Origin of the sequence: Cyclobacterium lianum, assembly GCF_900143075.1 — a bacterium.
GTDB lineage: Bacteria > Bacteroidota > Bacteroidia > Cytophagales > Cyclobacteriaceae > Cyclobacterium > Cyclobacterium lianum.
The window spans coordinates 65,079-88,594 of sequence record NZ_FRCY01000003.1 but is presented as its reverse complement, the minus strand read 5'-3'; the positions used below and the strand labels follow the sequence as shown (position 1 = coordinate 88,594).

19 protein-coding genes are annotated in these 23,516 nt (G+C 44.4%); 18 read left to right on the top strand and 1 reads right to left on the bottom strand.

What is annotated here, in order from left to right:
- Entirely contained in the window at nt 1-1,656 is a 1,656-nt protein-coding gene (locus BUB19_RS05465) for an amidohydrolase family protein (protein WP_073093786.1), read from the bottom strand.
- Between the two features lie 258 nt (nt 1,657-1,914).
- On the opposite strand from BUB19_RS05465, the gene BUB19_RS05460 reads away from it, so the two are divergent.
- From BUB19_RS05460 to BUB19_RS05375, 18 genes are all read left to right on the top strand, one after another.
- Nucleotides 1,915-2,460, top strand: a complete 546-nt coding sequence (locus tag BUB19_RS05460; RefSeq protein WP_073093378.1) for a class I SAM-dependent methyltransferase — start codon at nt 1,915-1,917, stop codon at nt 2,458-2,460.
- 36 nt (nt 2,461-2,496) lie between these two features.
- The gene (locus BUB19_RS05455) at nt 2,497-3,555 is read left to right on the top strand and encodes a PA0069 family radical SAM protein (protein WP_073093377.1); all 1,059 of its coding nucleotides are present in this window, start codon (nt 2,497-2,499) and stop codon (nt 3,553-3,555) included.
- A gap of 1 nt (nt 3,556) precedes the next feature.
- A complete protein-coding gene (locus tag BUB19_RS05450) occupies nt 3,557-3,832 on the top strand; it encodes a DUF3253 domain-containing protein (protein ID WP_073093375.1) in 276 nt (91 codons plus the stop codon).
- On the top strand, nt 3,816-4,385 hold the full coding sequence (gene msrA / locus BUB19_RS05445) for a peptide-methionine (S)-S-oxide reductase MsrA (protein WP_073093373.1): 570 nt from the start codon (nt 3,816-3,818) through the stop codon (nt 4,383-4,385). Before BUB19_RS05450 ends, msrA begins: the two co-directional genes overlap by 17 nt.
- A gap of 171 nt (nt 4,386-4,556) precedes the next feature.
- Nucleotides 4,557-6,227, top strand: a complete 1,671-nt coding sequence (locus BUB19_RS05440) for a DUF6909 family protein (RefSeq protein ID WP_073093371.1) — start codon at nt 4,557-4,559, stop codon at nt 6,225-6,227.
- A gap of 863 nt (nt 6,228-7,090) precedes the next feature.
- Nucleotides 7,091-7,687, top strand: coding sequence for a Pvc16 family protein (locus tag BUB19_RS05430; protein WP_073093366.1), 597 nt, complete (start codon nt 7,091-7,093; stop codon nt 7,685-7,687).
- A gap of 2 nt (nt 7,688-7,689) precedes the next feature.
- Nucleotides 7,690-8,547: a hypothetical protein gene (locus tag BUB19_RS05425; protein ID WP_073093365.1), complete on the top strand. Its 858-nt coding sequence runs from the start codon at nt 7,690-7,692 to the stop codon at nt 8,545-8,547.
- An 11-nt stretch (nt 8,548-8,558) separates the two neighbouring features.
- Nucleotides 8,559-10,532, top strand: coding sequence for a phage tail sheath family protein (locus BUB19_RS05420; protein WP_073093363.1), 1,974 nt, complete (start codon nt 8,559-8,561; stop codon nt 10,530-10,532).
- Nucleotides 10,533-10,565: 33 nt separating this feature from the next.
- Complete coding sequence (locus BUB19_RS05415; RefSeq protein ID WP_073093359.1) at nt 10,566-10,994, top strand: phage tail protein; 429 nt, start codon at nt 10,566-10,568, stop codon at nt 10,992-10,994.
- 2 nt (nt 10,995-10,996) lie between these two features.
- Nucleotides 10,997-11,440: a phage tail protein gene (locus BUB19_RS05410; RefSeq protein WP_073093354.1), complete on the top strand. Its 444-nt coding sequence runs from the start codon at nt 10,997-10,999 to the stop codon at nt 11,438-11,440.
- Nucleotides 11,437-11,589 (top strand): DUF5908 family protein, encoded by a 153-nt coding sequence (locus tag BUB19_RS24100; protein ID WP_178371436.1) that lies wholly within the window; start codon nt 11,437-11,439, stop codon nt 11,587-11,589. The genes BUB19_RS05410 and BUB19_RS24100 overlap by 4 nt, the downstream gene beginning before the upstream one ends.
- On the top strand, nt 11,590-12,285 hold the full coding sequence (locus BUB19_RS05405) for a CIS tube protein (protein ID WP_073093349.1): 696 nt from the start codon (nt 11,590-11,592) through the stop codon (nt 12,283-12,285).
- Nucleotides 12,275-14,020 (top strand): type VI secretion system tip protein VgrG, encoded by a 1,746-nt coding sequence (gene vgrG / locus BUB19_RS05400; protein ID WP_073093343.1) that lies wholly within the window; start codon nt 12,275-12,277, stop codon nt 14,018-14,020. The genes BUB19_RS05405 and vgrG overlap by 11 nt, the downstream gene beginning before the upstream one ends.
- Nucleotides 14,021-14,026: 6 nt before the next feature.
- The gene (locus tag BUB19_RS05395) at nt 14,027-14,320 is read left to right on the top strand and encodes a PAAR domain-containing protein (protein WP_073093338.1); all 294 of its coding nucleotides are present in this window, start codon (nt 14,027-14,029) and stop codon (nt 14,318-14,320) included.
- Nucleotides 14,321-14,332: 12 nt separating this feature from the next.
- A complete protein-coding gene (locus tag BUB19_RS05390) occupies nt 14,333-14,743 on the top strand; it encodes a GPW/gp25 family protein (RefSeq protein ID WP_073093334.1) in 411 nt (136 codons plus the stop codon).
- 29 nt (nt 14,744-14,772) lie between these two features.
- Nucleotides 14,773-17,955, top strand: coding sequence for a baseplate J/gp47 family protein (locus BUB19_RS05385; protein ID WP_178371439.1), 3,183 nt, complete (start codon nt 14,773-14,775; stop codon nt 17,953-17,955).
- Nucleotides 17,956-17,963: 8 nt separating this feature from the next.
- A complete protein-coding gene (locus BUB19_RS05380) occupies nt 17,964-20,645 on the top strand; it encodes a hypothetical protein (RefSeq protein WP_073093327.1) in 2,682 nt (893 codons plus the stop codon).
- An 11-nt stretch (nt 20,646-20,656) separates the two neighbouring features.
- Nucleotides 20,657-23,302: a hypothetical protein gene (locus tag BUB19_RS05375; protein ID WP_073093323.1), complete on the top strand. Its 2,646-nt coding sequence runs from the start codon at nt 20,657-20,659 to the stop codon at nt 23,300-23,302.
- Nucleotides 23,303-23,516 lie beyond the last annotated feature (214 nt).

The following is a 23,516-nucleotide window of genomic DNA, read 5'->3' as shown; positions in this document are numbered from 1 at the left end:
TTATTGTTCCGGTTTTTCCAGTTTTTTTGCCCTTACAGGGTAATTGCCGTAATCCGTGATTTTCATGGTTCCCGAGAATTCCTTTCCAGTTACTTCACCAGAAACGCTTACCTGGAGGCTATCCGTACCTACCTGAACCGTAAACGAAAACGCAAGGGATTTTTCGGTGACAACCGCATTTTCGATGGAAGAAGTCTTTACCCCTTCACCCTGAGGGTCGTCATACGATACGGTACCGGTCCATTTTTTGTCCTTCCTGGTAAGGGTCCATTTTCCTTTCGATTTTCCACCCTGTGTTTCGGCTTCGTATTCCCATACGACCTCTTCTTCTTTGACTTTTTCCGGTTTTTCTGAAAAGTCAAAAACAAACCCATCGGCGACAACCATCATTACCCTGGCCTTTTCTGAAAATAATGTATCCGACATGAGTACCAGATTGGCCATCTTTCCTTCACTGATCGTACCGGCTATGTCTGATATACCTAATATCTCCGCCGGGTGCACGGTCAATGCGGCAAGTGCCCCTTGCTCAGTTAGACCGTTGGCCACCATGAGCCTGATATTCTTAAAAAAGTCGGCCCGGGGAAGGTGCTTGCTGGTAAAGCCAAACGGTACAGCAGCTTTCTCAAATTCCCCTGCCAATGCCAGAGACTCCTGATAAGCCGTTTTAACCCGTTCTAACCGATGGTTAAAATGAGGGCCTTTGTCTCCTTCCGGAGGATCCGAAAACTTATCTTCTGGTAAATGTAGGGTGAGTACAACACCTGCTTTTTTCTCTTTCAATAATGGCAACAGAGATGCACCTTCATTGATCCCGGTAATGACAAGATCGAAATTGTTTTCTTCCTGCATTTTTAAAGCCCTTCTGATGTCCAGCTCGTCTGAAGATTCAATCAGCAGGGGCATTTCCTTCTTAAAAACAGGTATAAGCGCCTCCAGCACCGGATTGTTTTCCCTTCTTCTCAGGCTACTTCGGACATCATACATTTCGCCATGCTTGTCGTACAACCTTGAATTTTCCATCAAATCCCTCCATTTGGCCATTACACCCAGGTCAGTGTTGGGGTACACACCTCCTGCAGTGCTGAATTTAAAATAAAGGGACTGATTTTCCGAGAGTGTATTGTTCCTGCTTTCATGCCCGTAAAGCACAAGTGCGGATTTGCCGGGAAGCATACCTTTGCCCTTAGGCAACTTCTGTGCAATGGTGAAGCCCAATTTGCGCCATTCTTTATCGTGTGGATTGTTTTCCTGATAATGGTCTAACGCTGAAAAATGCGGATGGATCCCGGCAATTTCCGGTAGGGGCTGAGAGGGATCAAAATCCTCCGGTTTTTCAGGGATAGGGGGTTCCTCCATGCCGGTCTTGTTGGCCATGTCGATAAAGCCAGCATACACAAAAAGGGAATCGCCCTTTATCTCCCGGGCTTCGGCCGGGATGGCAATGTTTTTTCCCAGAGCTTTGATTACACCATCAGAAAAAAGGAGGTTTTGTCCGGTCAACAGCTCTCCCGGGTAGGGGATCACGGTGGTGTTCGAAATATAGTAGGTTGAGGTCACTCTTCGGCTCCCGTCCCTGTCACTCTGACCAAACAAAAAAAACGGGATTAAAAAGGAAAGAATGGAAAATAAAATTTGTAGGTTGTTGGCTCTCATTTCTGGAATTTCTATATCCATTTAAAAATCAAAATAAGGGATAAAGAATGGAAAAAATAAATTTATTTTTTAAATAAGACAAATAAATACAGGAATGGTCAGCTTATTGTAGAAGGTTCCTGACTGTGCATATCTTCCTTTTTTCGAATAAAAATGATTTTATGACCTTGAATTTAGTAACTTTGAAATTTATAATACATGCAGGAGGCTGTACATTTCTGCATTCAGAATCAAAAGATCGTTTAATCCAGTTAACCAATGAATAAAAGTTCGCTTTTTAAAGAGTTGTTTGTAAATATAAAAACCACCGGTGCCGTAACCTTTAGTTCAAAATCTCTGGTAAATAAAATGTTGTCCTTTGCCGATTTTAAAGGTGCAAAGATTATTGTTGAATTGGGAGGGGGTGACGGCAGCATCACCAGGGGGATCATAGACCGTATGGATAGGGATGCGACGCTCTTTGTATTTGAAATAAGTGAACATTTTTGTAGGAATCTGGATCGGCAGTATGGGTCTAAAAATGTAAAAATCATCTGTGATTCGGCAGAAAATATGGACAGGCATCTGAACGGCGACAAAGTCGACTTGATTTTGTCTTCTTTGCCATTCAGTTTGATCCCCAAGGAATCGAGGACTGCCATTTACGAAAAGAGCAGTGTGATGCTAAAGCCCAGCGGTTTCTTTATTCAGATTTGCTACTCCTACTTGTTAAGGTTTCAGTTTGCCTCATATTTCAGCAATATCAAAACAGCGTTTACCCTGAAAAATTTTCCACCGGCGTTCATTATTATATGTAATTCGTGACAGTAAAAGTCCCTGCATTTTTTTAAATTGCTTTCAATGAAAGAAGCGTATTTTAAAGGTAGGGGTAGCGCTAGCCATCCGGACAATCAATATCATAGATCCAGTCTGGTATTTGATCATGTGGAAGGAATTGATATTCCGGAACACGAAGAAGGGCTTTCTACGCAATTTATTCCAGTAAGCAGCAAGGCAGCGCTAAGTACTAACGACAGCCCGGACCTGGCCCTGAATGCCAGCGTAAACCCCTATCAGGGATGCGAGCACGGTTGTATCTATTGTTACGCCAGAAACAGTCATCAGTACTGGGGCTTTGATGCCGGACTTGGCTTTGAGAGTAAAATCCTGGTAAAGAAAGACATTCCCGGACAATTGAAAAGGGAATTTGAGAAGAAAAGCTACAGGCCCCATCCCTTTATGCTTTCCGGCAATACCGATTGCTACCAACCGGCAGAAAGACGATTTAAGCTAACGCGCCAAATCCTGGAATTGTGTCTCAGCTACCGTCATCCCGTAAGTATCATCACGAAAAACAGATTAATTGAAAGGGACATGGATCTCCTCAAGGAGCTTGCCCGGCTCCGTCTGGTGCACGTTTATTTTTCGATAAACCACCTGGATCCACAATTGAAGCTACTTTTAGAACCCCGTACCGCTTCAGCGAAGGTGAAAATAGATTTGATCCGCAAATTTTCAGCGGAAAATATACCCTGTGGCATCATGGTTGCTCCAATTATACCAGGAATCAATAGCGAGGATATGGTTGCCATTATTCAGGCCGCGGGAAGTGCCGGAGCAAAAAAGGCCGGATATACCGTGGTACGATTGAATGGGAAAGTAAAGGAGTTGTTTACCGAATGGCTGGAGACACATTTTCCTGGCAGAAGGGACAAAGTGATGCACCAGATCGAACAACTTCACGGAGGAAAGGCCAATGATACCGAATGGGGCAGGAGAATGAAAGGAGAGGGGGCACTGTCTCAGACCATCGCCGGACTTTTCAGGAAAGCAGTAAATAGGTATATCGATCCAAACGGTCAAATGCCCGATTATGACGAACAGATTTTCAGAGGAAACGGTCAATTGAAGCTCTTTTAAAATGGATTTTTCAGATCAGGGAATATTGGTTTTGGCCACCATGGAAATGGCCAGGCGAAGAGGGGCAAGTTCTTTTTGTCCATCGGAAGTGGTACGCTGGATTTATCCGCAGGATTGGCGACATTTTATGGAAGAGGAAAAAGAAGCCATGATGTGGCTTTTTAAAAGAGGTTTTCTTGAAATCCGCCAGGGAGGCGATTTGATTGCTGAAAACTTTTTGCCGGAAGGTCCTGTTAGGCTTAACATAAAACCAAAAACAGATGCAGGATTTACCTAAAACCCCTTTACACATACCAGATAATAAAGCCGTTGCTACATTTGGAACCGGCTGCTTCTGGTGCACCGAAGCAGTTTTTCAAAAATTGAATGGTGTTGAATCGGTTCAATCCGGTTTTTCCGGAGGTCATCTTGAAAATCCCTCCTACAAAGAGGTGGTGACAGGAACTACCGGGCATGCAGAAGTCGTACAACTGGTATTTGACCCAAAAGTGATTGGCTTTTCTGAATTGCTGGAAGTTTTCTGGTCCAGCCACGATCCGACCACGCTCAACCGCCAGGGAGCAGATGTGGGGCCGCAGTACCGTTCAGCCATATTCTACCATACACCCGAACAAAAACAGGCAGCGGAGCACATGAAAGCCTCACTAGATGCAGATAAAGCTTTCGATAGGCCCATCGTTACCGAAATCACGCCGTTTGCCAATTTTTACCCGGCAGAGGATTACCATACCAACTATTTTGAAATGAACGGCCACCAGCCCTATTGTCAGATGGTCATCCGTCCCAAAGTTGAAAAGTTTAAAAAGCACTTTGCGGAAAAACTAAAATAGTGATTTGTTTTTGATACCAGAGGATGATCTGCAAAATATTATTTTGTAGGTTTGTTAAATTTTTACTGAATTCAACCGATGAAATCAAGCATGACGCAATTGACCCACGGAGGCATGATTATTCAACATGCGAAGATTCCATGTGGCCTTTGAAAAGCAAATTATAGACACATGAAACGAACGAAAGCACAGGAGTCGAGATCAGCGATTGAGCGATTGTACATTACCATGCGGCACCTGTTTATGCGTGGCAACTATAAACCTACCGGCGTTTCCGGTGAATCGCTGGTCCAGGCGCTCCTTACATTAAATCCAGAAATTTATGGATTGATAAATGATCCGGAAAAGCTGGAGTTGGAAGGCTTGCTCTACGTGATGGAAAGGCTGCCCAAGGGAATTGAGGAATGCCGCTATATCCGATTGATCAGCAAGGAGGGCTATGAGGACTCCGGATTTCAGGTATTGGTGCCATCGAAGAGAAAGCGGAATTGTTACCGCGTCGATGAGGAGCAAATGTATGTGGAGATGACCCGGGGAAAAAGTGATATTTACGATATACTGACGCACCTCACATTCCTTTTTATAGAATCGGAAAAAATTCGCAAGAACAGCACCGATCCGAAGGGCCGGATCAACCTGAACTGGAAAAAATTGAAGGAAATTGTCGACAAGGAGAATAGTGGAGAGGAATATAATAAAGAAGCGGCCTGTTCTTATTTGACGCACCTTACCGGGAGGACTTTTGAGGAATGCATTGCGGCTGTACAGAAATTTGAAAATTCTCACAACAGCAATAGCTTGTTTTCCATTGTTTTCCATATGGGAAGATTGTCGATGGAAGAGGCATTGGAAGGCAACGACAGAGAGATCTCTTTTTCTGCTACCCTCAGGGAGCGGGTCGGGCATCACGTCTATGGAGAATCCTGGGCCAATGCCATCAAGACGGTTTTGGATGAGGAAAACTTATTGGAACGCCCCATACACGTGATCAGTGCCAATCTGCATAGCGTAGTGAATACTGTGTACGGCCACCAGGCACTGGGCCTGGACAGCTATGAAGCCATCGAAGACATGGCCATGAACATCAGCGTCAATGCAAAGGGAAATAGGGCGAAGGAAATACAGGAGTATGCCCGTAAACACGGTCTGGTACCGGTGGCAGATACATCTGGCACGAACATCGGGGTGCAGATCATCGATACCGGAAAAATGGACTCGCCCACCCTGTTGCCGGGGTTGAGCCTGGAGAAGTCTGAGAAGAAAAGGCCTGTGTTGGTGGTGATGGATTATGCTTTTGGCGAACAGGCCTACGAGTGTTTCGACGAATTGCTGAAACCGTATGAAGTGGGACAGCAAAAGATTCCTCTGAATATCATTTCTACGGCCATCATGGGGAAGGCAGGTATTTTAGAAGGTAAAAAGGGAGACATCATGATACCCAATGCGCATGTCTTTGAGGGTACAGCAGACAATTATCCATTCAGGAATGAACTGGATGCTGCAGCTTTTGAAGGCTACGGTCTGGGTGTATATGAGGGACCGATGATTACCGTTTTGGGAACATCTCTTCAAAACAAGGAAGTATTGGGTTATTTTATGGAGTCCTCATGGAAAGCGATTGGATTGGAAATGGAGGGAGCTCATTACCAGAAGGCCATCCAATCTGCCAGCAAAATCCGGAACAGTATTCGCAAAAGTGTTAAGGTCATGTATGCCTACTATGCATCGGACAATCCGCTGGAAACGGGCAGTACGCTGGCATCCGGCGCCCTGGGTATGGAAGGAGTAAGACCTACCTATCTGATTACCTATAAGATTCTGGAACAGATAGGGAAGGGTTGAAAATTCCTGTATCCCTTTTTCCCGTTTAAAATTTTGCAGGATTTCCAGCAGTCTGGCCAATTCCTGCGAGGCATCAGTAGCAAATATCAGGTAAACTTTGGGTAGCTTTGCCATGGTCATTCCTTTTTAAAGGGTGTTTAAAGAGAAATTACACCTATTTTCAAGCACTTAGGTGTTAATTCAAAGGTATTTTATTTGAAGTGCTAGGCGGTAGGTGCCTGCCGGATAGATAAATGAACTGATACTTCCCTTATTCAAATTTCTATTTTACAGGTAAATTTGAGAATAATAAATTCATCTCTTTCTGAAAAAAGCCCGTAACGAGGGCAGCCAACCTACGATAGTCAGATTATCGTTCTAAATGCGTAGTGTAATCATCAGTTTGCGCGTAATTACAATTAAATTTTTTACATTTCAGGGCCACATTAGTTCTTTTAACCTGCAACTGATGCCCAATCCACTCCTAGACCCAAAAACATCCGGCCATTAACTTATAAACAAAAAGCTCACCTAATTTTCTCCGGTAAGTTGCATGATACCAACATAAATTTTCACCAAACTAGTTTAATGGGTTTAGGAGAGCCTTATAAAAAGTAATTACTGTTTTTTCCATTTAAGATATTTAATATCCTGTTAGGATTTTTGATTAATTTATTTCAAATTTGGGTATGACCGCTTATTAATTTTGACTTGTCTGAAAAGACAGGTATTTGAGTTCGGTTTGAGGAGAATTTCTTTGTGCATGGCTGAAAATCAACCTTAGATACGATCTTTTCTTTTGTATGCTTTTGCCAATTCTGAAATCCGACCAACTTTAAGGCAAAAGACATCGTCATATAAAATCCTTTTCCTGTGAATGCAACATGGTTTTTGAAGTTTTTCAAATTTTAAGCGAGCAGGTAAATGCCTATTTTCAGGAAATAGGTCTGGAAGATTCCCAATTGGTCATTGACAACATCGCACTGGCAGAGGGGTCTTCAGATGCAGCTGAGGCCATGCGGGACAAGGTGGTGCTTACCCTGGTAAACCTGCACGAAGAAGGAACCCTTAAAAACCAACCCAACCACCATGTTAGAAACGACCAGGTACAATACCGCAACAGGGTCATTCACCTGCACCTGTTTCTTTTGTTTTCTGCCAACAGAAATGCCTACGGCAAATCCCTCAAGGATTTATCGGCCATCATATCGTTTTTCCAGGGAAAGAAATTGTTTACCCAGGCAAATACGGTTTTCGACCGGGACCTCGACACCATGCAGCAAGTGGGGAATTTTCGCTTTACCATGGAGCTCTACACGCCTACATTCGAAGAGCTTAATTTTATCTGGGGCACCCTGGGAGGAAAGCAGCTCCCCTCGGTCCTGTACCAGCTAAACCTACTGCCTTTGGAAAGGGACTTGGATCAGGCAGCCGGTCCGTTGATACAAAGTGTACATTCCGACGTTAAAAATCAATCCTGATCATGTTCACTACCCACTATACTACCCTGTTTTCTATAAATATCCTGCACGGCTATCACCTTAATAACGGAGAGGAAAACTACCTGGACTTGAATGTTGATCAGCAGGAAAAAATGATGGCCGGATACGACTGGAGCCAATATCTGCAAATCAGACCAACAGAAGCAACCCAAAAGCAATTCAGGCGATTTCAACTCCTGAACAAAAACACCAGCAAAAGCCTGCGGATGATGGTACGCTCCATGCAGCCAGGTTCACAAGATAGTTTTATCCCATTGGATCAGGATCTTACCCTGGCTTTTCTTATCAGCTACAGGGATCCTTATTTCGAGAATTATACCGATATGAATTTTCTGTCGGGTGAAAAAATGTTTTTCAGCAATTTTCATCCTGAAGTATTGGGAGAGGAGCCTTTTCACCCCATCTCCCTGGAAACTACCGAAGAATATTTTTCCGACAGCTTTCTCCTTTCAGCAGAAAACTTTGACTTGTTACTGGATGCTTACCGCATAAAAGAAGCAGGTAAGGATACCTCAGGTCTGCTCCTGATCCGGATGCAGGGGGAGACTGGTAATCTCAATGTGATCAATGTAAACAATACCCTTAAAATAAATCCCACGGTCTTTAAAGTACATTTTGCCAATCGAAGCACCTATTGGCGATATTACCAGGCATCCAGTGATACTGGTGCCGAGACCAACCAGCCCAAGCCTTTAACCAAAAATGGATTTGTGCAGCTGTCCACAGAGACGGACTTTGATACAGACCCGGCAGCAATCAGCCATTTGCGGTTCCCCAACCCCGGGGTAAAACACATTCAGTCAGATGGAATCAATTACTATTCAGAAATTAATATTTAACAGGATGAATCATGGCAGCAAATTACAGAACACCAGGTGTCTATATTGAGGAAATTTCAAAATTTCCCCCTTCTGTAGCACAGGTAGAAACCGCAATTCCCGCCTTCATTGGCTATACGGAAAAAGCAAGGGAGAAGGAGGCAGATACCACCGAAACCCTTTTGAACCAGCCCAAACGAATCGTTTCTCTTTTGGAATACGAAACTTTCTTTGGAGGACCTGATCCTGAAATCGGAATAAAAGTACAGATTTCGGAGACCGAGGGAGAAAAATCGGTATTGGTCGAAGGTCCGGACCCAGAGGACAAGTCGCCCTTTCTTATGTATTATTCCATGCAGGCCTATTTTGCCAATGGAGGCGGACCCTGTTTTATCATTTCGGTCGGTATTTACGAAGAAGCGGATCCTGCTTCCCCGGTTACCATGGCGGCATTGAACCTGGGTTTGCAGGAATTGGAAAAAGAGGATGAACCGACTTTGATCCTGTTTCCTGATGCCATATCCCTTCCGGAACCAAGTCAGTATTATTCTGTCTATAACAATGCCCTTGCACTATGCCGCAAAATGAGGGACAGGTTTACCATCATCGACACCTATACCAATATTATGGAAACGGAGATTTCTTTGGATACAGGGGTACGCGAATTGATTACCGGGGATCTGGAAGAGAAAAAATATGGGGCTGTTTACTACCCTTATCTGGAGACCATTCTCAATTACAGCTATGATCCGGATCAAACAGAGATTTCCCATATGATTACCGATGCTTCACCTGTTTCGGACATTATGGAAGAAATAGATGAAATTTTAGTGGAGGCCGAAGGTATCATGACCGATCTGCCGGGAGAAATCACAGCCTTTACTGATGCCGATACAGCCATTCAGGCCGGGTCGGATGGAGACGCAGTCACCAATAAGGCAACAGTAATCGACCCTCTTCAGGACATCATTGATGCCCTGAATGAATTTTCAAGTTTGATGGCCGAAGTAGTAGAGGATACCAATAATGTAGCTGCTTTGGCCCAGCCAACAGATGAAGCGCTGGCAACAGCAGCCACGGAGGCAGCCAATACCCTGAATGATGAACTGGAAGAGGGTGCTGACCTTCCTGCGTTTATTGCAGGCCTTCAGGGCCATCTGGATATCCTAAACCAGGATGTGGATGGATCTGCTGTAAAACAGGCATCCGGGGATGCCAATACCAGCATTACAGGAACAGATGTGAATGCCCTGCTACAGGGGATCCTTGATTTGATCGATCCCCCTATTTTGGATGCCATGCTGGATATTGAAGAGCTGGATATGGAATCCGAAGGAGCTTTGCATGACCTCGCACTTAGTGAAGTGGAGGATATCGACAGCAGCACTTATAATAAAATAAAAAGTGAAATCAACAGGCTCAGGGTAATATTACCTCCTTCTCCACTTATCGCCGGAGTATATGCCCGGGTGGATGCCAACAATGGGGTCTGGAAAGCACCCGCCAATGTTTCACTGAAATATGTGGTCAAGCCTACGGTAAAAATCACCAATGAAATGCAGGACAGGTTGAATGTGGACACCACCGCCGGCAAGTCCATCAATGCCATCCGATCCTTTACGGGTAAAGGCACCTTGGTCTGGGGCGCAAGAACGCTGGCCGGAAACGACAATGAATGGCGTTATGTACCGGTTAGGCGATTTTTCAATATGGTGGAAGAGTCCGTAAAGAAAGCTACGGAACAATTTGTATTTGAAGCCAACGACGCCAACACCTGGGTGAAGGTCAGGGCCATGATCGAGAATTTTCTGGTGCAACAATGGCGGGCCGGAGCTTTGGCCGGAGCCAAGCCGGAACATGCCTTTTACGTAAGGGTAGGCCTCGGGCAAACCATGACCGCCATGGATATTCTGGAAGGCCGGATGAATGTGGAGATTGGCATGGCCGTCGTGAGACCGGCAGAATTTATCATCCTGAAGTTCTCTCATAAAATGCAGGAATCCTGATTTATACAATGAACCATTTAAATGTAACATACCATGAGTTACCCATTATCTAAGTTTCACTTTCAAGTAGAGTGGGCTGGAACAAATATCGGTTTTACGGAAGTTTCCGGTCTGGATGTAGAGACCGAGGTCATTGAGTACAGACACGGGGCAAGTCCTGAATACAGCAAAACCAAGATGCCTGGCATGCAAAAATTCAGCAATATTACGCTGAAAAGAGGCACTTTCGCCAGCGACAATGAGTTTTATGCCTGGTGGAATTCAGTTCAACTCAATCAAATCGAAAGGAGGGACATTACCATCTCCCTGCTGAATGAAGAACATGAGCCCGTGGTGGTCTGGAAGGTAAAAAATGCCTGGCCCACCAAAGTACAGTCCACCGACCTGAAAGCAGATGGCAATGAGGTGGCCATAGAAAGCATGGAATTGGTTCATGAAGGACTCAGCATCCAAAACGACTAATTATGGCCTATGCATATCCTCCGGTTGGCTTTCATTTTTCTGTCAGCTTTTCGGGCCTGGACGGGGAGGAGAATGATACTCATTTTCAGTCTGTTTCAGGATTGACGGTGGACATGGATACAGAAGAGTTTGCTGAGGGTGGTGAAAACAGGTTCAAGCATAAGTTTCCGGTAAAGACCAAATATGCCAACCTGGTCCTGAAAAGAGGCTTGATGGTGGGGTCCGAATTGATCAGTTGGTGCAGAGATGCCCTTGAGAATTTTGAGTTTGCTCCCAAAGACCTTACCGTGCAACTGTTGAACGAGGAACATGAGCCTTTGATGACCTGGAATGTGGTACATGCCTTTCCGGTGAAGTGGGCTGTGGATGATTTTAATGCACAGGAGAGCAAGCTGGTGATCGAAACCCTTGAGTTTTCCTACCAGTATTTTAAAACCATTGAATGATGCCTATAGAAATCAAAGAGTTGCACATAAAGATACATGTGGACGAACCCGGGAAGAAAAAAAAGGGGAATGTTACGGGGAAAGAGGAATTGGTAGCCCTTTGCGTGGAACAGGTCATGGAAATCCTGAGACTTCAAAATGAAAGATAAATGAGCGAAGGTAAATTGGAGAAATTGAAATTGGTGGCATACAGTGACCCTGAGTTTAACGAAAAGGTGTCTGATGGAGAATTTACGACCCTGCTGAATCCTGAGAAATACATTTACCAATATAAAATAGATCAAAATGAAGATCAGGCTCCGGGTACCAGTGCCGCAGCAACCAGGTTCAACAAGAAGCTTCCCGAAGAACTGGATCTGGAATTTCTTTTCGACCGCACTGGAGTGGTTCCCGGAAAGGAAGCTACCGAGGATGGCGTGATCGATGATATCGAACACTTCAAAAAAGTAATCCTGGATTATAATGGCGATCAGCATAAGCCCAATTATGTGATGATTTCCTGGGGCAGCCTGCTTTTTAAAGGATGCCTGACAGAGATGACTTTGGAGTTTAAGCTGTTTCGGGCAGACGGTACACCACTCAGGGCTTTGGCAAAAGCCAAATTCAAAGGTTTTGTAGAAGATAACCTGCGGGCCGCCAAGGAAAACAACAGTTCGCCGGACCTGACCCATTTCAGGGTCGTAAAGGCGGGTGAAAACCTTTCTTTGATGTCCCAAAGGATATACGGAGATCCGAAATATTACCTGGAAGTAGCCAGGGTCAATAAGCTGATCAATTTCAGAAGCCTTAAACCCGGGCAGGTACTCTATTTTCCACCCCTACAAAAACAAGCCAATGCCCAATAACAATGTGATACAAACCAGTAGAAGTTCAGATTTAGTCACTTTCGATTTGATTATCGAAGGAGACACCTTGCCCGATACTGTACATGTGCAAAGTATTGTTGTCCAAAAGGAAGTCAACCGGATTCCCTATGCAAAAATAAGTATTGTAGATGGAGATGTTTCACTCGGCGACTTTCCGCTAAGCAATGAGGATACCTTTATTCCCGGAAATGAAATAGAAATACTGGCTGGATATCATTCGGATAATGAATCCATCTTCAAAGGGATAATAATCAATCATAAACTCAGGGTCAGGGATGGCAGGCAGGAATTGGTAATTGAGTGCAGGGACAAAGCCTGTAAAATGCACCTTAACCGCAGTTCGGGATATTTCTATGAGCAAAAGGACAGTGATCTGATGGAGCAATTGATTTCCCGAAATGGATTGGAGGCTGAAGTAACCCCCACCAATTATACCCATCCCGAATTGATCCAATACCAGTGTACCGATTGGGATTTTCTGGTAACAAGGGCCCAGGCCAATGGAAGGATAGTGGTGGTAGAAGGGGGTAAGGTACTGGTCACCGAGCCCGACTTAGCACAGGATAGTCTGGAGACCGTTACTTTCGGTGCCAATATACTGGAATTTGATGCAGAAATAGATGCCAGGAACCAGGTGGAAAGTGTGTCTGCACAAGCCTGGAATCCGGCAGACCAGGTAATGGAAAAAATTGATGCCAACGACCCTGAAATAAGGCTCAATGGCAATCTTACACCTTCAAACCTTGCAGACCGAATGGGTTTGGGTCCGATTGATCTGCGAAATGGAGGAAGAATTGCCGAAGTAAGTCTTCAGGACTGGGCGGATTCAAAGTGGCTGCTGCAGCAATTATCCAAAATCAGGGGCAGGGTCAAATTTCAGGGGATTCCGCAGGCAGCACCAGGCAAATTAATTGATCTCAGCGGAGTTGGTAATAGATTCTCAGGTAAGGCTTTTGTCTCCGGTGTCATGCACCAGTTGGCAGAAGGAAATTGGACAGTTGATGTTCAATTTGGAATGGATCCTGAATGGTTTTCAGAAAAATTCCCCATTCATGCCCAACCTGCCTCAGGCCTGTTTGGAGCAGTGAAAGGCCTGCAGATCGGAAAGGTCTCCCAACTGCAGGACGATCCCGAAGGAGAGGACAGGATAATGGTGACCTTACCCATTATTAATGGAGAGGAACGAGGGATTTGGTGTCGCCTGGCCGGTTTGGATGCCGGCAATGAAAGGGGCATGGTATTCCGCCCTGAAATTGAAGACGAGGTAATCGTTGGATTTATCAATGAAGACCCCAACCAGGCAGTGGTTTTGGGCTCCCTGCACAGCAGTAAAAATCCGGCTCCAATAGCCATGGCAGACGATAACCATCAAAAGGGCTATGTGTCACGTGAAGGGATAAAGATCCTGATTGATGATGAAACGGCTGCAGTGACTATTGAAACGCCAAAAGGAAAAAAGTTTTCCCTGGATGATGATGCTGACCAGATGGAGATGAGTGATGACCATGGGAATACAGTAATCCTCAATGCCGATGGCATTGAAGTGGAAAGTGCGGGTGACCTGACCCTGAAGTGCAGTGGTGACCTGAGTTTGGAGGGTACCAATGTCAAGGTCAAGGCTCAGGCAGAATTTACCGCTGAGGGATCAGCCGGGTCTACGGTTTCCAGTAGTGCAACTACTACCATTAAAGGATCTTTGATACAAATAAATTAACACAAAATGGGAATGCCGGCAGCAAGAATTACAGACATGCACATTTGCCCCATGGTCAATCCCGGAGGGGTTCCCCATGTAGGAGGACCAATTATGCCCCCTGGTGAGCCGACGGTATTGATTGGTGGAATGCCTGCTGCGAGGGTAGGAGATATGGCCACCTGTTCCGGACCACCGGATAGCATTGTGGCCGGTTCCGCTACGGTAATGATTGGTGGCATGCCTGCAGCAAGAATGGGAGACAGTACCTCGCATGGAGGGTCCATTGTAGCGGGTTTACCAACTGTTTTGATTGGATAAAAACAAGGGAACATGGAAGATGAAATGGAATTTTTGGGCAGAGGATGGAGCTTTCCACCTGCGTTCAATGATAAGTCCGAATCGGTAGAGATGAGTTCCGGGGTCACAGATATTCAGGAAAGCCTGTGGATCCTTTTATCCACCCGGCTTGGGGAGCGGGTAATGCAACCCAAATTTGGTTGCCAGTTGGATGAATTGCAATTCAGCCCTCTGAACCGAACCACCATTACCTATGTGTCGGAATTGATCCGAACTGCCATACTGTACCATGAACCACGTATAGAAGTGGAGAAAATTGACATTACAGAGGAAGAAATGGTCGAAGGGAAGGTATTGATCCACTTAACCTACATGGTAAGAGGTAGCAATTCCAGGTTTAACCTGGTCTATCCGTATTACCTTAATGAGGGAAATGCCTTATAAAACACATGCAACCGGAAAACCTGCACATATTGAAATTATTATGGAGGAAAGGCACCTCTCAAGCTGATAGAAATCTTTCGGCACTTGATCCTGACAATATAGAGTTGATGGGTCTGGGAGTGGAAGATTGGCTACTTTTCGCCCATAATTTTGCCCGGTTTTTGCCTTATTTTCCCAAAACCAGTTCCCCTGTAATCGACAAAGACTGGCAATTATTTTTCAAGGAGTTGATTGAGATAGAAGAGTTGCCGGAAAAGGGATCCACCGCTTACCGGGATTTACAAACCTCAATAGCATCCAAGCTTAAAGCTTTTGCCGCCACTGCAGATCTGGTGCCTCATATGACCTTATTGGTGACTTTTCTTGAACTTTTGGGCTATTCAAAGACCCACCTGAATGGAATTACGAAAAGACACCTTGATTTTTATTATTCCACTGTTTTGAATATTCCCAGAAAAGCACCCCGGGCTGATGAGACCTTCCTGCTGATTGAAGCATCCAAAAGTCCTGCGGTTTTTCTTTCTGAAGGGGAGCTTTTCGATGCAGGCAAGGACGAAAAAGGAAATGCCAGGTATTATAGCAGTACCCGGGGATTTTCTCCCAATCTGGCACAGGTGGCCCATTTAAAAAACAGGTGGGTAGACGAGACTGGCAGGAAAATAAGAATCAGTCAGGTGGCGAATTCTCTTGATGGCAGAGGCGAACCTTTCCACTCTGATGCTTCGGGGTGGTGGCCATTTGGACATCAGCTGGGTACAACTGATTTTCCGGAATTGGCCCCGGCCACTTTCGGTTTTGGTCTTTCTTTTCCTTCCCTGCGAGCCGCTGCCACTGCTGACAGGTATTTTAAATTTGAGTTTGAATTCACAAAAAAATTGGCTTTTTCCGGTGAGGCCAGTGATATCCCTGAAATTTTTACTGCTCATCTGAGTGGGGAAAAAGGGTGGGTCACTTTGGCTCCATCCAATCATGCTGAAGTCGGTCTCAGCTGTTCGGTAACTGAAAACCAATTGGGCATCGTTATTTATCTGGGGAAAGACCAGCCCTCCCTGGTCTCGCAGGATGAAAAAACTCACGGACAGGTGGTAGGTGAGGGTTTCCCCGTCATTTGGTTTGATTTGACTTCCGGATCCCCAAAAAGCTTTAAATGGATCAAAGCACTGGGAGAAACGCCGGTCAAAAAGGTCAGGGTCAAATCAAAATACAAAGGCATTCAGCAACCTGTTTTGGAATCCGACCTGGGGATACTTAATCCATCCAAACCCTTTCAACCTTTTGGCAGTGTTCCCAAAAAAGGGAGCAGCTTTTATATTAAATATCCGGAATGGGAATACAAGCAACCCAGAAGCATTTCTATAAAAGGAAAATGGTCCAACACGCCAGATAAATCCACAGAAAACCCTCCCCAACATTTTAGGCATTGGTATTTTGGATACCGGGATTTAGGGGAGAACTATTTAAGCAAAGACAATTATCTTTCTCAACATTTCAAAGCGGTAACAACCCTGGCCGAACCCATAAAAATGTTTTTGTGGCAACCCACCGGGTTAAAAGCTCCCTTATTGGGCAATCAGATCAAGGTAAATGAGGACCCGGAAAATTTAATTGTCTCTGGGGATGGTTATTTTAAAGCCAGTATTTCCGCAGGTGACGGAAACAACTGGACCAATTACACCGGATCCAAAGCACTTTTCGAGGAGAATTCGGGTCATTACAATACTTCCATAAACATCTCTCCTAAACCGGGTAAAACAAAGATCGATGTTAGGGGAGGAATTAAAATCACCCTCTTACAGTCTTTTCTGCATGAACTTTACCCAAGGTTGTATGCTTTGGCCATGTCCAGTGACCAGCCTGAAACGCCTATCCCCAACGAACCCTATACCCCACTTTTGGAAAGCCTGGAAGTGGATTTTGATTGTGAAGTTACCTATGACCTGACTTTCACAACAGCACATGATTTGCAGTTGTTTCTGAGGGATGATTTTGGCTACCTGGAGGAGCAAAAATCGAAAAAAGAGGGCATTGCTCATGTAAAGGAAAAGGAACCTTTTTTACTGTCATTCCCTGGCTCTGGAGGGGAACTTTTTGTGGGGGTTGAAAGTCTGGAAAAAAACCAGCAACTGTCCCTTTTATTTCAAGTGTTGGAAGGAAGTGAAAACCCCCGGCATGCCAATTTTTCAGATGAAAATGCCCTTTCCTGGTCCGTCCTGGTGGATAATTACTGGAAGCCTCTGAGCAAGGATCAGATCGTTTCCAATCAAACGGGGAACCTGCTCCAATCCGGAATTATCGTATTGGATTTACCTCAGGCAGCACTTGAAAGTCAAACCAGGATGCCTAGCGAATTTACCTGGATCAGGATTAAATCAATCGCTCCCTATGATGCGACCAGCAGGGTATTGGGAGTTTTTGCCCAGGCGGTAAAAGTGAAATTCAAAGATCGGGGAAATGGACTTGAACACCTTCAGGATGGCTTGCCTGCCGGTACTATCGGTAAAATGGCAGAACGCAAGGCGGGAGTCAAGGCCATAAGTCAGCCCTACAATACATTTGGGGGAAAAGCCCCGGAGACTGACAATAAATTCTATACCAGGGTAAGTGAACGCCTGAGACATAAAAACCGGGCTGTATCCCTTTGGGATTATGAACACCTGGTGCTCCAGGAATTCCCGGAAGTTTACAAGGTGAAATGTTTGAACCATACCTGTGAAAAATCTTTCCTTTCGCCAGGGCAGGTAACGCTGATCACCGTACCCGACACGGTAAATAAAAACGTGTACGATTTGTTACAGCCAACCCTTAGCGCTGCCACATTAAATCAGATCAAAGTTTTCCTGGAAGCAAAAGTATCCCCTCAGGTGAAACTCACTGTAATGAATCCACTGTATGAAGAAATTAGCATCAAGGTAGTGGTGAGTTTTAAACCGGGACTGGACAAAGCTTATTACTCCAATCTCATGGAAGAAGACATTAAATATCATTTAGCACCCTGGACTGCTGAAAACAGGCAGGCTATTGATTTCAGTAATTCTTTTAATTATAGCGGTTTGATTTACTTTATTGAGAAGTTGGATTATGTGGACTTTATCCAGCAACTCAGGGTATTTAAAGATGGTGTAGAAACTTCACAAGAAATATTACCAAAAAGCCCCAGGCATATTTTGGTATCTGCCAAATCTCACGACATCATTTTGTACGGATCCAATTGATTTGACCAATGATGAATTCCAAAACATATGGCCCAATATCTAAAGATGTTCACAGCAAGGATGATCTGGATTTTCAATTTCTAAAGCAGGAGGGAATTTCGAGGATCCAAAAGCTGGGTTCCGGCCTATGGACTGACTATAATACCCATGATCCGGGGGTTACTATTTTGGAGGTATTGTGTTATGCCATCACAGATTTGGGCTACCGGCTTTCTTTACCTGTACAGGATTTACTTTTTGAAGGGGATAAGAAAAGTTTTCTGAAGGATCATTTCCACCTCGGTCCGGATGTGCTGCCATGTAAAGCCCTAACCGAACTGGATTACAGGATGCTCTTCATCGATTTGAAGGGAGTTCGCAATTGTTGGCTTGAACCTTATCAACAAACCCTTTATGCAGATTGCAAAAACCTCAAAATGTCCTACCATCCGGAGGTTTTGGAGGGAATAGCACCAAAAGACAAGCGTTCTTTTGAACTCAAAGGGCTGCACCGCATTCTGGTAGATGTAGAGGAGGAAGTGTCGGTGGAAGCGGTGAAGAAAAGAATCAGGAAAAGCTATCATGAAAACAGGAATTTATGTGAGGATCTGGTAGAAGTTGTATCTGTAGATGAACATCCAATTCAGGTTTGTGCCATCATTGAGCTGGAAGCGGAGGCAGATGAGGAGTGGATTGCAGCCTCTATTGACCAGGCCATCCGGCAATATTTTTCTCCGGATATCCGGTTTTATTCCTTTAGCGAAATGCTTGAAAAGGGATATACTACAGATCAGATATTCGAAGGACCTGCCCTAAAACATGGGTTTTTGGATCCTGAGGAGGTAAAGCAAGCTTCCCTAAGAAAAGAAATCCGGCAAACTGATATTATTCAATTGATCATGGACCTGGAGGGGGTTACCGCCATTAGGGAGATCAGGATCAACCACTGTGAGCAAGAAAATGAAGATGGAGGATGGGTCATAGCAGTGGATCCCGGAAAAAAACCCCTGCTTTGCGACAAAAGTAAATTCAACTTTTTTAAAGGTTTGTTGCCAGTAAATGTGAATCAAGAGCGGGTGGCCAATTACAAGGAGGTATTGAGAAAGGAACAATACGATTTGCAATATGGCATGAAGGAAAAGAGTTATGCTTTACCAGAACCCTACAGTTATCCTTTGGGAGAATATGCCAGTATCCGCAATGACTTTCCGGAAGTATATGGGGTGGGCCCCATTGGACTGCCCGAAACGGTTGACCCGGAGCGGAAAAGGAAGGCCAATCAACTGAAGGCCTATTTGTCCTTCTTTGACCAGGTATTGGTCAGTTATTTTCAGCACCTGTCCCAGGTAAAATCATTATTATCAGTTTTTACAACCTCTGAAAAAACTTATTTCACCAGAGCGGTGACAGATATTGGAGACCATAATGAATTTTTGATAGAGGGGTATACAAGCGGGGACCTGAATGAGGAATTATTTGGTGCTTTCGACGAAGCCAATGCGCGGAACCAGAAAATCAAGGATCATCTTTTGGCCAGGTTTGCAGAGAAATTCAGTGACTATGCTTTTTTAATGAAAAAGATCTATGGAACCGGTATTGACCAACAAGTGCTGGATACCAAGTCATTTTTCTTGAAAGAATATGGAAAAATAAGTGTAGAAAGGTCCACGGCAATGAATTATTACCAGCAACCTTTAAACCGGATTTGGGACAGTGACAATACGTCGGGATTCGAAAAAAGAGTGGCCTTATTGGCTGGGATAAGAAATTTTATGCGGAAAAACCTGGCCAGATCCTTCGTCGAAATTTATCCGCTTACCAACGCTCAGGGCGATAAGGTGTACCGCTGGAGGATTTATGACCATAACAGAAGCATTTTATTGACAGCAACTGAAGAATACCCTAGCCGAACTGCTGCCCATAAAGAAATTTACCTGGTAATTCAATTGGTGAAAGCTTTTTCCAGGGAAGAAATTAGTTCATTTTTTAGTGGCTTAGAAGAAATTCCGGATACCCCGTTTTCTCTGGGCTGTTTCCGCATCACACAGTCCCCATCCGGACGGTTTTCTTTCAGCATCATTGATCCGTCCATTACTGACACAGATGACCCGGACTATATTATCGCCAGCCAATACAGGTATTATGCCTTTCAGAACTTTCCACAGGCAGTCCTTTCATTTAAAGATTTTATGGATCGCGAATTTGATGATGAAGGCATGTTTTTGGTAGAAAACATCTTGTTAAGGCCCAATGTCGATGAGGAAGATGACACAAATAACTCCTTTTTACCCTTTTGTAAAGAAGATTGTCAGGCAGGAAATTGCCTGGATCCTTATTCTTTCAGAGTAACTTTGGTTTTACCTGGAAATACCTTTCGTTTTGCGGATAGGGATTTCAGGGATTTTTTGGAAAACCTGATCAGGGAGGAATTACCGGCCCATATCCTGGCAAAAATTTGTTGGATTGGCAGGACCAGTACCGGAGATTTAGATCAGGAAGACCAGCTGTCCCTTTTTGAGGAAGCCTACCAGGAATTTTTAAAAGGCTTGAGTCAGGGAACCTATCAAAATCACGGGCAATTTATAAAAATACTTTCCGAATTGCGCTCCATTTATCCCACAGGCACATTGTATAACTGTGAGGAAGAAGATGAAAGCAATGCATTGCGGGATAGCATCATACTAGGAAGAACAAATTTAGGTACCATTTAATCTCAACGGCCATGTCAAATAAACTCAGTTCCGTCCTCTACCAATACAGACACTACAAGGCTGATCAGGTGCTTACCCATACCCAGCTAAACGAGACCATAGCCTACTTTGAAGACCAGGACCGCCTCACACGTTTGGCCTTGTTCGGTGTGGGCATCCTCCATGGCCTGCAAATCGAGTTGGACGAGTCTTCCGAAACGACGCAACTTATCATTCGCCAGGGGGTGGGGATTACTACCGATGGTGATTTGATTTTGCTGCATCAGGCCCTGACCGAAACCCAACCCAAAGAGAAAAACATTGGCATAGATAGGCTCACATTTACTCATTTCAGGGAATTTGAAGATGAAAATGCCAGGTATAGCCCTTATTTCTTCCCCGGAGAAAGCCAGGTAGTCTTGTGGGAACTGTGTAAGGAAAACGATGAAAATGCCCAGGCATTGGATAGTCTTCCCGACTGGCAGGACAAGATTCTGCTGGCCTACCTGGAATGTTACCCCAAACCCCAGGATATTTGTGGGGATATCAATTGTGACAATCAGGGAGAGGAACAGGTTACCCGCTTGAGGATTTTGATGATGAACGAAGGTGATGTGGAACAGCTTGTCAGTCATGACCCTCTTTTCCTAAGAAAAAGACAGATCGATGATGTCGTTTCAGCCCTTCCTCCGCTTCAACTGCTAAAGGTAGTGCATCAGGAAAGTAATACTTCTTCCCGATTGCAGATGGATCGCTTGTACAGGGATGCATTATTGGATGGAAACACCAAAGCAGATCTTCAATCCGGAATTCAGACTGTTTTAAACGAATTTGAATTTCTTTTTGAAGATATTGCTTTTGTTACGGCGTTAAAAGAAGATCTGGATGCTTTATTTAACGCTGTATTTAATTTTGAACAGGATACAGTTTATCAATACAACCAGTATCGCTACTTATTGGCCAGAGATCTGGTAGGAACTTACAATGCATTAATAGCTGAATTGAAAACCTTTGATTCCTGGCCAAATCCTGATATAACTGCTTTTCCGAAGCACCTGCTATTGGGGAAAATTGGTGATGCGTCCTACAGGCATGCTTTTTTCCCTTCTCCCGCCCTGGGCTCAGGTGCCGAACAGCTGGAATTGATCAATTCTCTTTTGAAAAAATCATATTACCTTCTCGTTTCCTTTGGCATCAGCGGTGGGGAAGGGTTAAGGATCATTCCCAACGGACCTTCATCCTCCAGTAACCGTTTTCCTTCCATTCCATTTTTCTATCAAGATAGCCAGGGCCTTACCACCCATTGGCGATTTAAGGGTAATCCTCTTATTTTCAGGTATGATATCGGAAGCAATCCTTTATTGATGGAGCATAGTGGACTGGATTCGTATTGGATTGGAGGACATTTAGGAGCAGATGGAGAGCAAACCTACCAGTCGCTGCTGTCGATGGTGAGGCAGTTTGGATTGGAGTTTAAAGTATATCATTTTGATTTGTCCGCTACTGATGGAAAATTAAAGAATTTTATTCAATCTCATCCATCCTGTATAAGTATGGGGGGAGTGGCTAAATCAGGAACCTATATTTTATTGAGTTATCAAAATCAGGTTTTTGGGGACTTGTCCCTTTCTTACAGGGTAGTGGATGAGATCAGGCAGTCGGGTCATTCCCACGTCAAAGTGGCTGCTTGGTCCTATCCCTGGATCAGTACCCTCAAATACCTGAATAATTTGTCCAGGAGTCTGAAGGGAAGTCGCAGAAATTCCGGGGCGCAACCCGATTCCTACAGTTTGGTGATCAGGGACTACAAGATCAATGGGCAGCCAATGATCAGTGGACCAGTAACTTTGGCCATTCCACTGGAAAAAATATTTAACCGCAGGATGCATGCCATTACTGAAAGCCTTAATGAGCGTTTTCCAAAGGGATTGGTGTTCGATTATGATGAATCACTAAAGAGATTTCTGATTACAAGACCGTTTGATGATGAGTTCACGATTAGTTTTGCTGATACCACCCTGAATATCAACAGCCCTGTCTATACCTATACCCAGGATGGAATGGAGAAAACAGATCAGACCTTCAGGCTGGATGCCATTCGTTGTGAGGAAAAAAGACTGTACAGGGAATCCACCTATATGCAGTTGCAGCATGAATTTGCCCCTGTCAATAAAGATGATGATTATGGAGCATACAAGGGAAAATGGCAGGAATGGTACTCGCTTATTGAACGGCTCAAAACAGATGCAAGATTTACCGGTACCGGTAACCCACCGAGAATCCCACAAAGTTATGAGGACCTGCCCGCCTCCCTGCGAAGGATCATCGGGCCAATTAGAAATGAATTGACTAGGACAGGAGTTTCCCACCAACTTTACCTGACCGGTGATTGGGTGAATGGGAGCTGGGCCAGTATTGAAATGATTGATGACTACAAAAACACCAGCAATACAAATGATTTGATTTTCCGGTTTTTGAACCTAAGGTCTAAATTACACGAGAAAGAACAAGCCACAAAGGCCTCCCTTTTTGTGGTATTGGCCAATGGATCCAATAGAACCCAAATAGAAAACCTTATGGAACCCTGGACGGATAAGGCAGATATCTATATCGAAGGGCCTCAGGTGAGAGGGAGACGAAGAATTATTGATGGCATTACTGAAAAATTAAGGTTATGAAAAGGGACCAATCATACAAATTCCGGATGATGATTGGTCCCTCATGGGCTTCTTTCCTAGTTCCACAGACTTTAATCTCTAATCCAGTAACTCAACGACTCAACAGTGATGTAAACAACACAGAAAGTGCGCGATTTCCAGACGTTTTGACTTCCAGACTGATTCCTATTCCATACTTATTGCCAGTAAAATAACGCTTAGTCTTACCGACTTT

Coding starts and splice junctions, on each gene's coding strand:
- BUB19_RS05465 (WP_073093786.1), bottom strand. CDS start 1,656: ATGAGAGCCAACAACCTACAAATTTTATTTTCCATTCTTTCCTTTTTA.
- BUB19_RS05460 (WP_073093378.1), top strand. CDS start 1,915: ATGAATAAAAGTTCGCTTTTTAAAGAGTTGTTTGTAAATATAAAAACC.
- BUB19_RS05455 (WP_073093377.1), top strand. CDS start 2,497: ATGAAAGAAGCGTATTTTAAAGGTAGGGGTAGCGCTAGCCATCCGGAC.
- BUB19_RS05450 (WP_073093375.1), top strand. CDS start 3,557: ATGGATTTTTCAGATCAGGGAATATTGGTTTTGGCCACCATGGAAATG.
- msrA (WP_073093373.1), top strand. CDS start 3,816: ATGCAGGATTTACCTAAAACCCCTTTACACATACCAGATAATAAAGCC.
- BUB19_RS05440 (WP_073093371.1), top strand. CDS start 4,557: ATGAAACGAACGAAAGCACAGGAGTCGAGATCAGCGATTGAGCGATTG.
- BUB19_RS05430 (WP_073093366.1), top strand. CDS start 7,091: ATGGTTTTTGAAGTTTTTCAAATTTTAAGCGAGCAGGTAAATGCCTAT.
- BUB19_RS05425 (WP_073093365.1), top strand. CDS start 7,690: ATGTTCACTACCCACTATACTACCCTGTTTTCTATAAATATCCTGCAC.
- BUB19_RS05420 (WP_073093363.1), top strand. CDS start 8,559: ATGGCAGCAAATTACAGAACACCAGGTGTCTATATTGAGGAAATTTCA.
- BUB19_RS05415 (WP_073093359.1), top strand. CDS start 10,566: ATGAGTTACCCATTATCTAAGTTTCACTTTCAAGTAGAGTGGGCTGGA.
- BUB19_RS05410 (WP_073093354.1), top strand. CDS start 10,997: ATGGCCTATGCATATCCTCCGGTTGGCTTTCATTTTTCTGTCAGCTTT.
- BUB19_RS24100 (WP_178371436.1), top strand. CDS start 11,437: ATGATGCCTATAGAAATCAAAGAGTTGCACATAAAGATACATGTGGAC.
- BUB19_RS05405 (WP_073093349.1), top strand. CDS start 11,590: ATGAGCGAAGGTAAATTGGAGAAATTGAAATTGGTGGCATACAGTGAC.
- vgrG (WP_073093343.1), top strand. CDS start 12,275: ATGCCCAATAACAATGTGATACAAACCAGTAGAAGTTCAGATTTAGTC.
- BUB19_RS05395 (WP_073093338.1), top strand. CDS start 14,027: ATGGGAATGCCGGCAGCAAGAATTACAGACATGCACATTTGCCCCATG.
- BUB19_RS05390 (WP_073093334.1), top strand. CDS start 14,333: ATGGAAGATGAAATGGAATTTTTGGGCAGAGGATGGAGCTTTCCACCT.
- BUB19_RS05380 (WP_073093327.1), top strand. CDS start 17,964: ATGATGAATTCCAAAACATATGGCCCAATATCTAAAGATGTTCACAGC.
- BUB19_RS05375 (WP_073093323.1), top strand. CDS start 20,657: ATGTCAAATAAACTCAGTTCCGTCCTCTACCAATACAGACACTACAAG.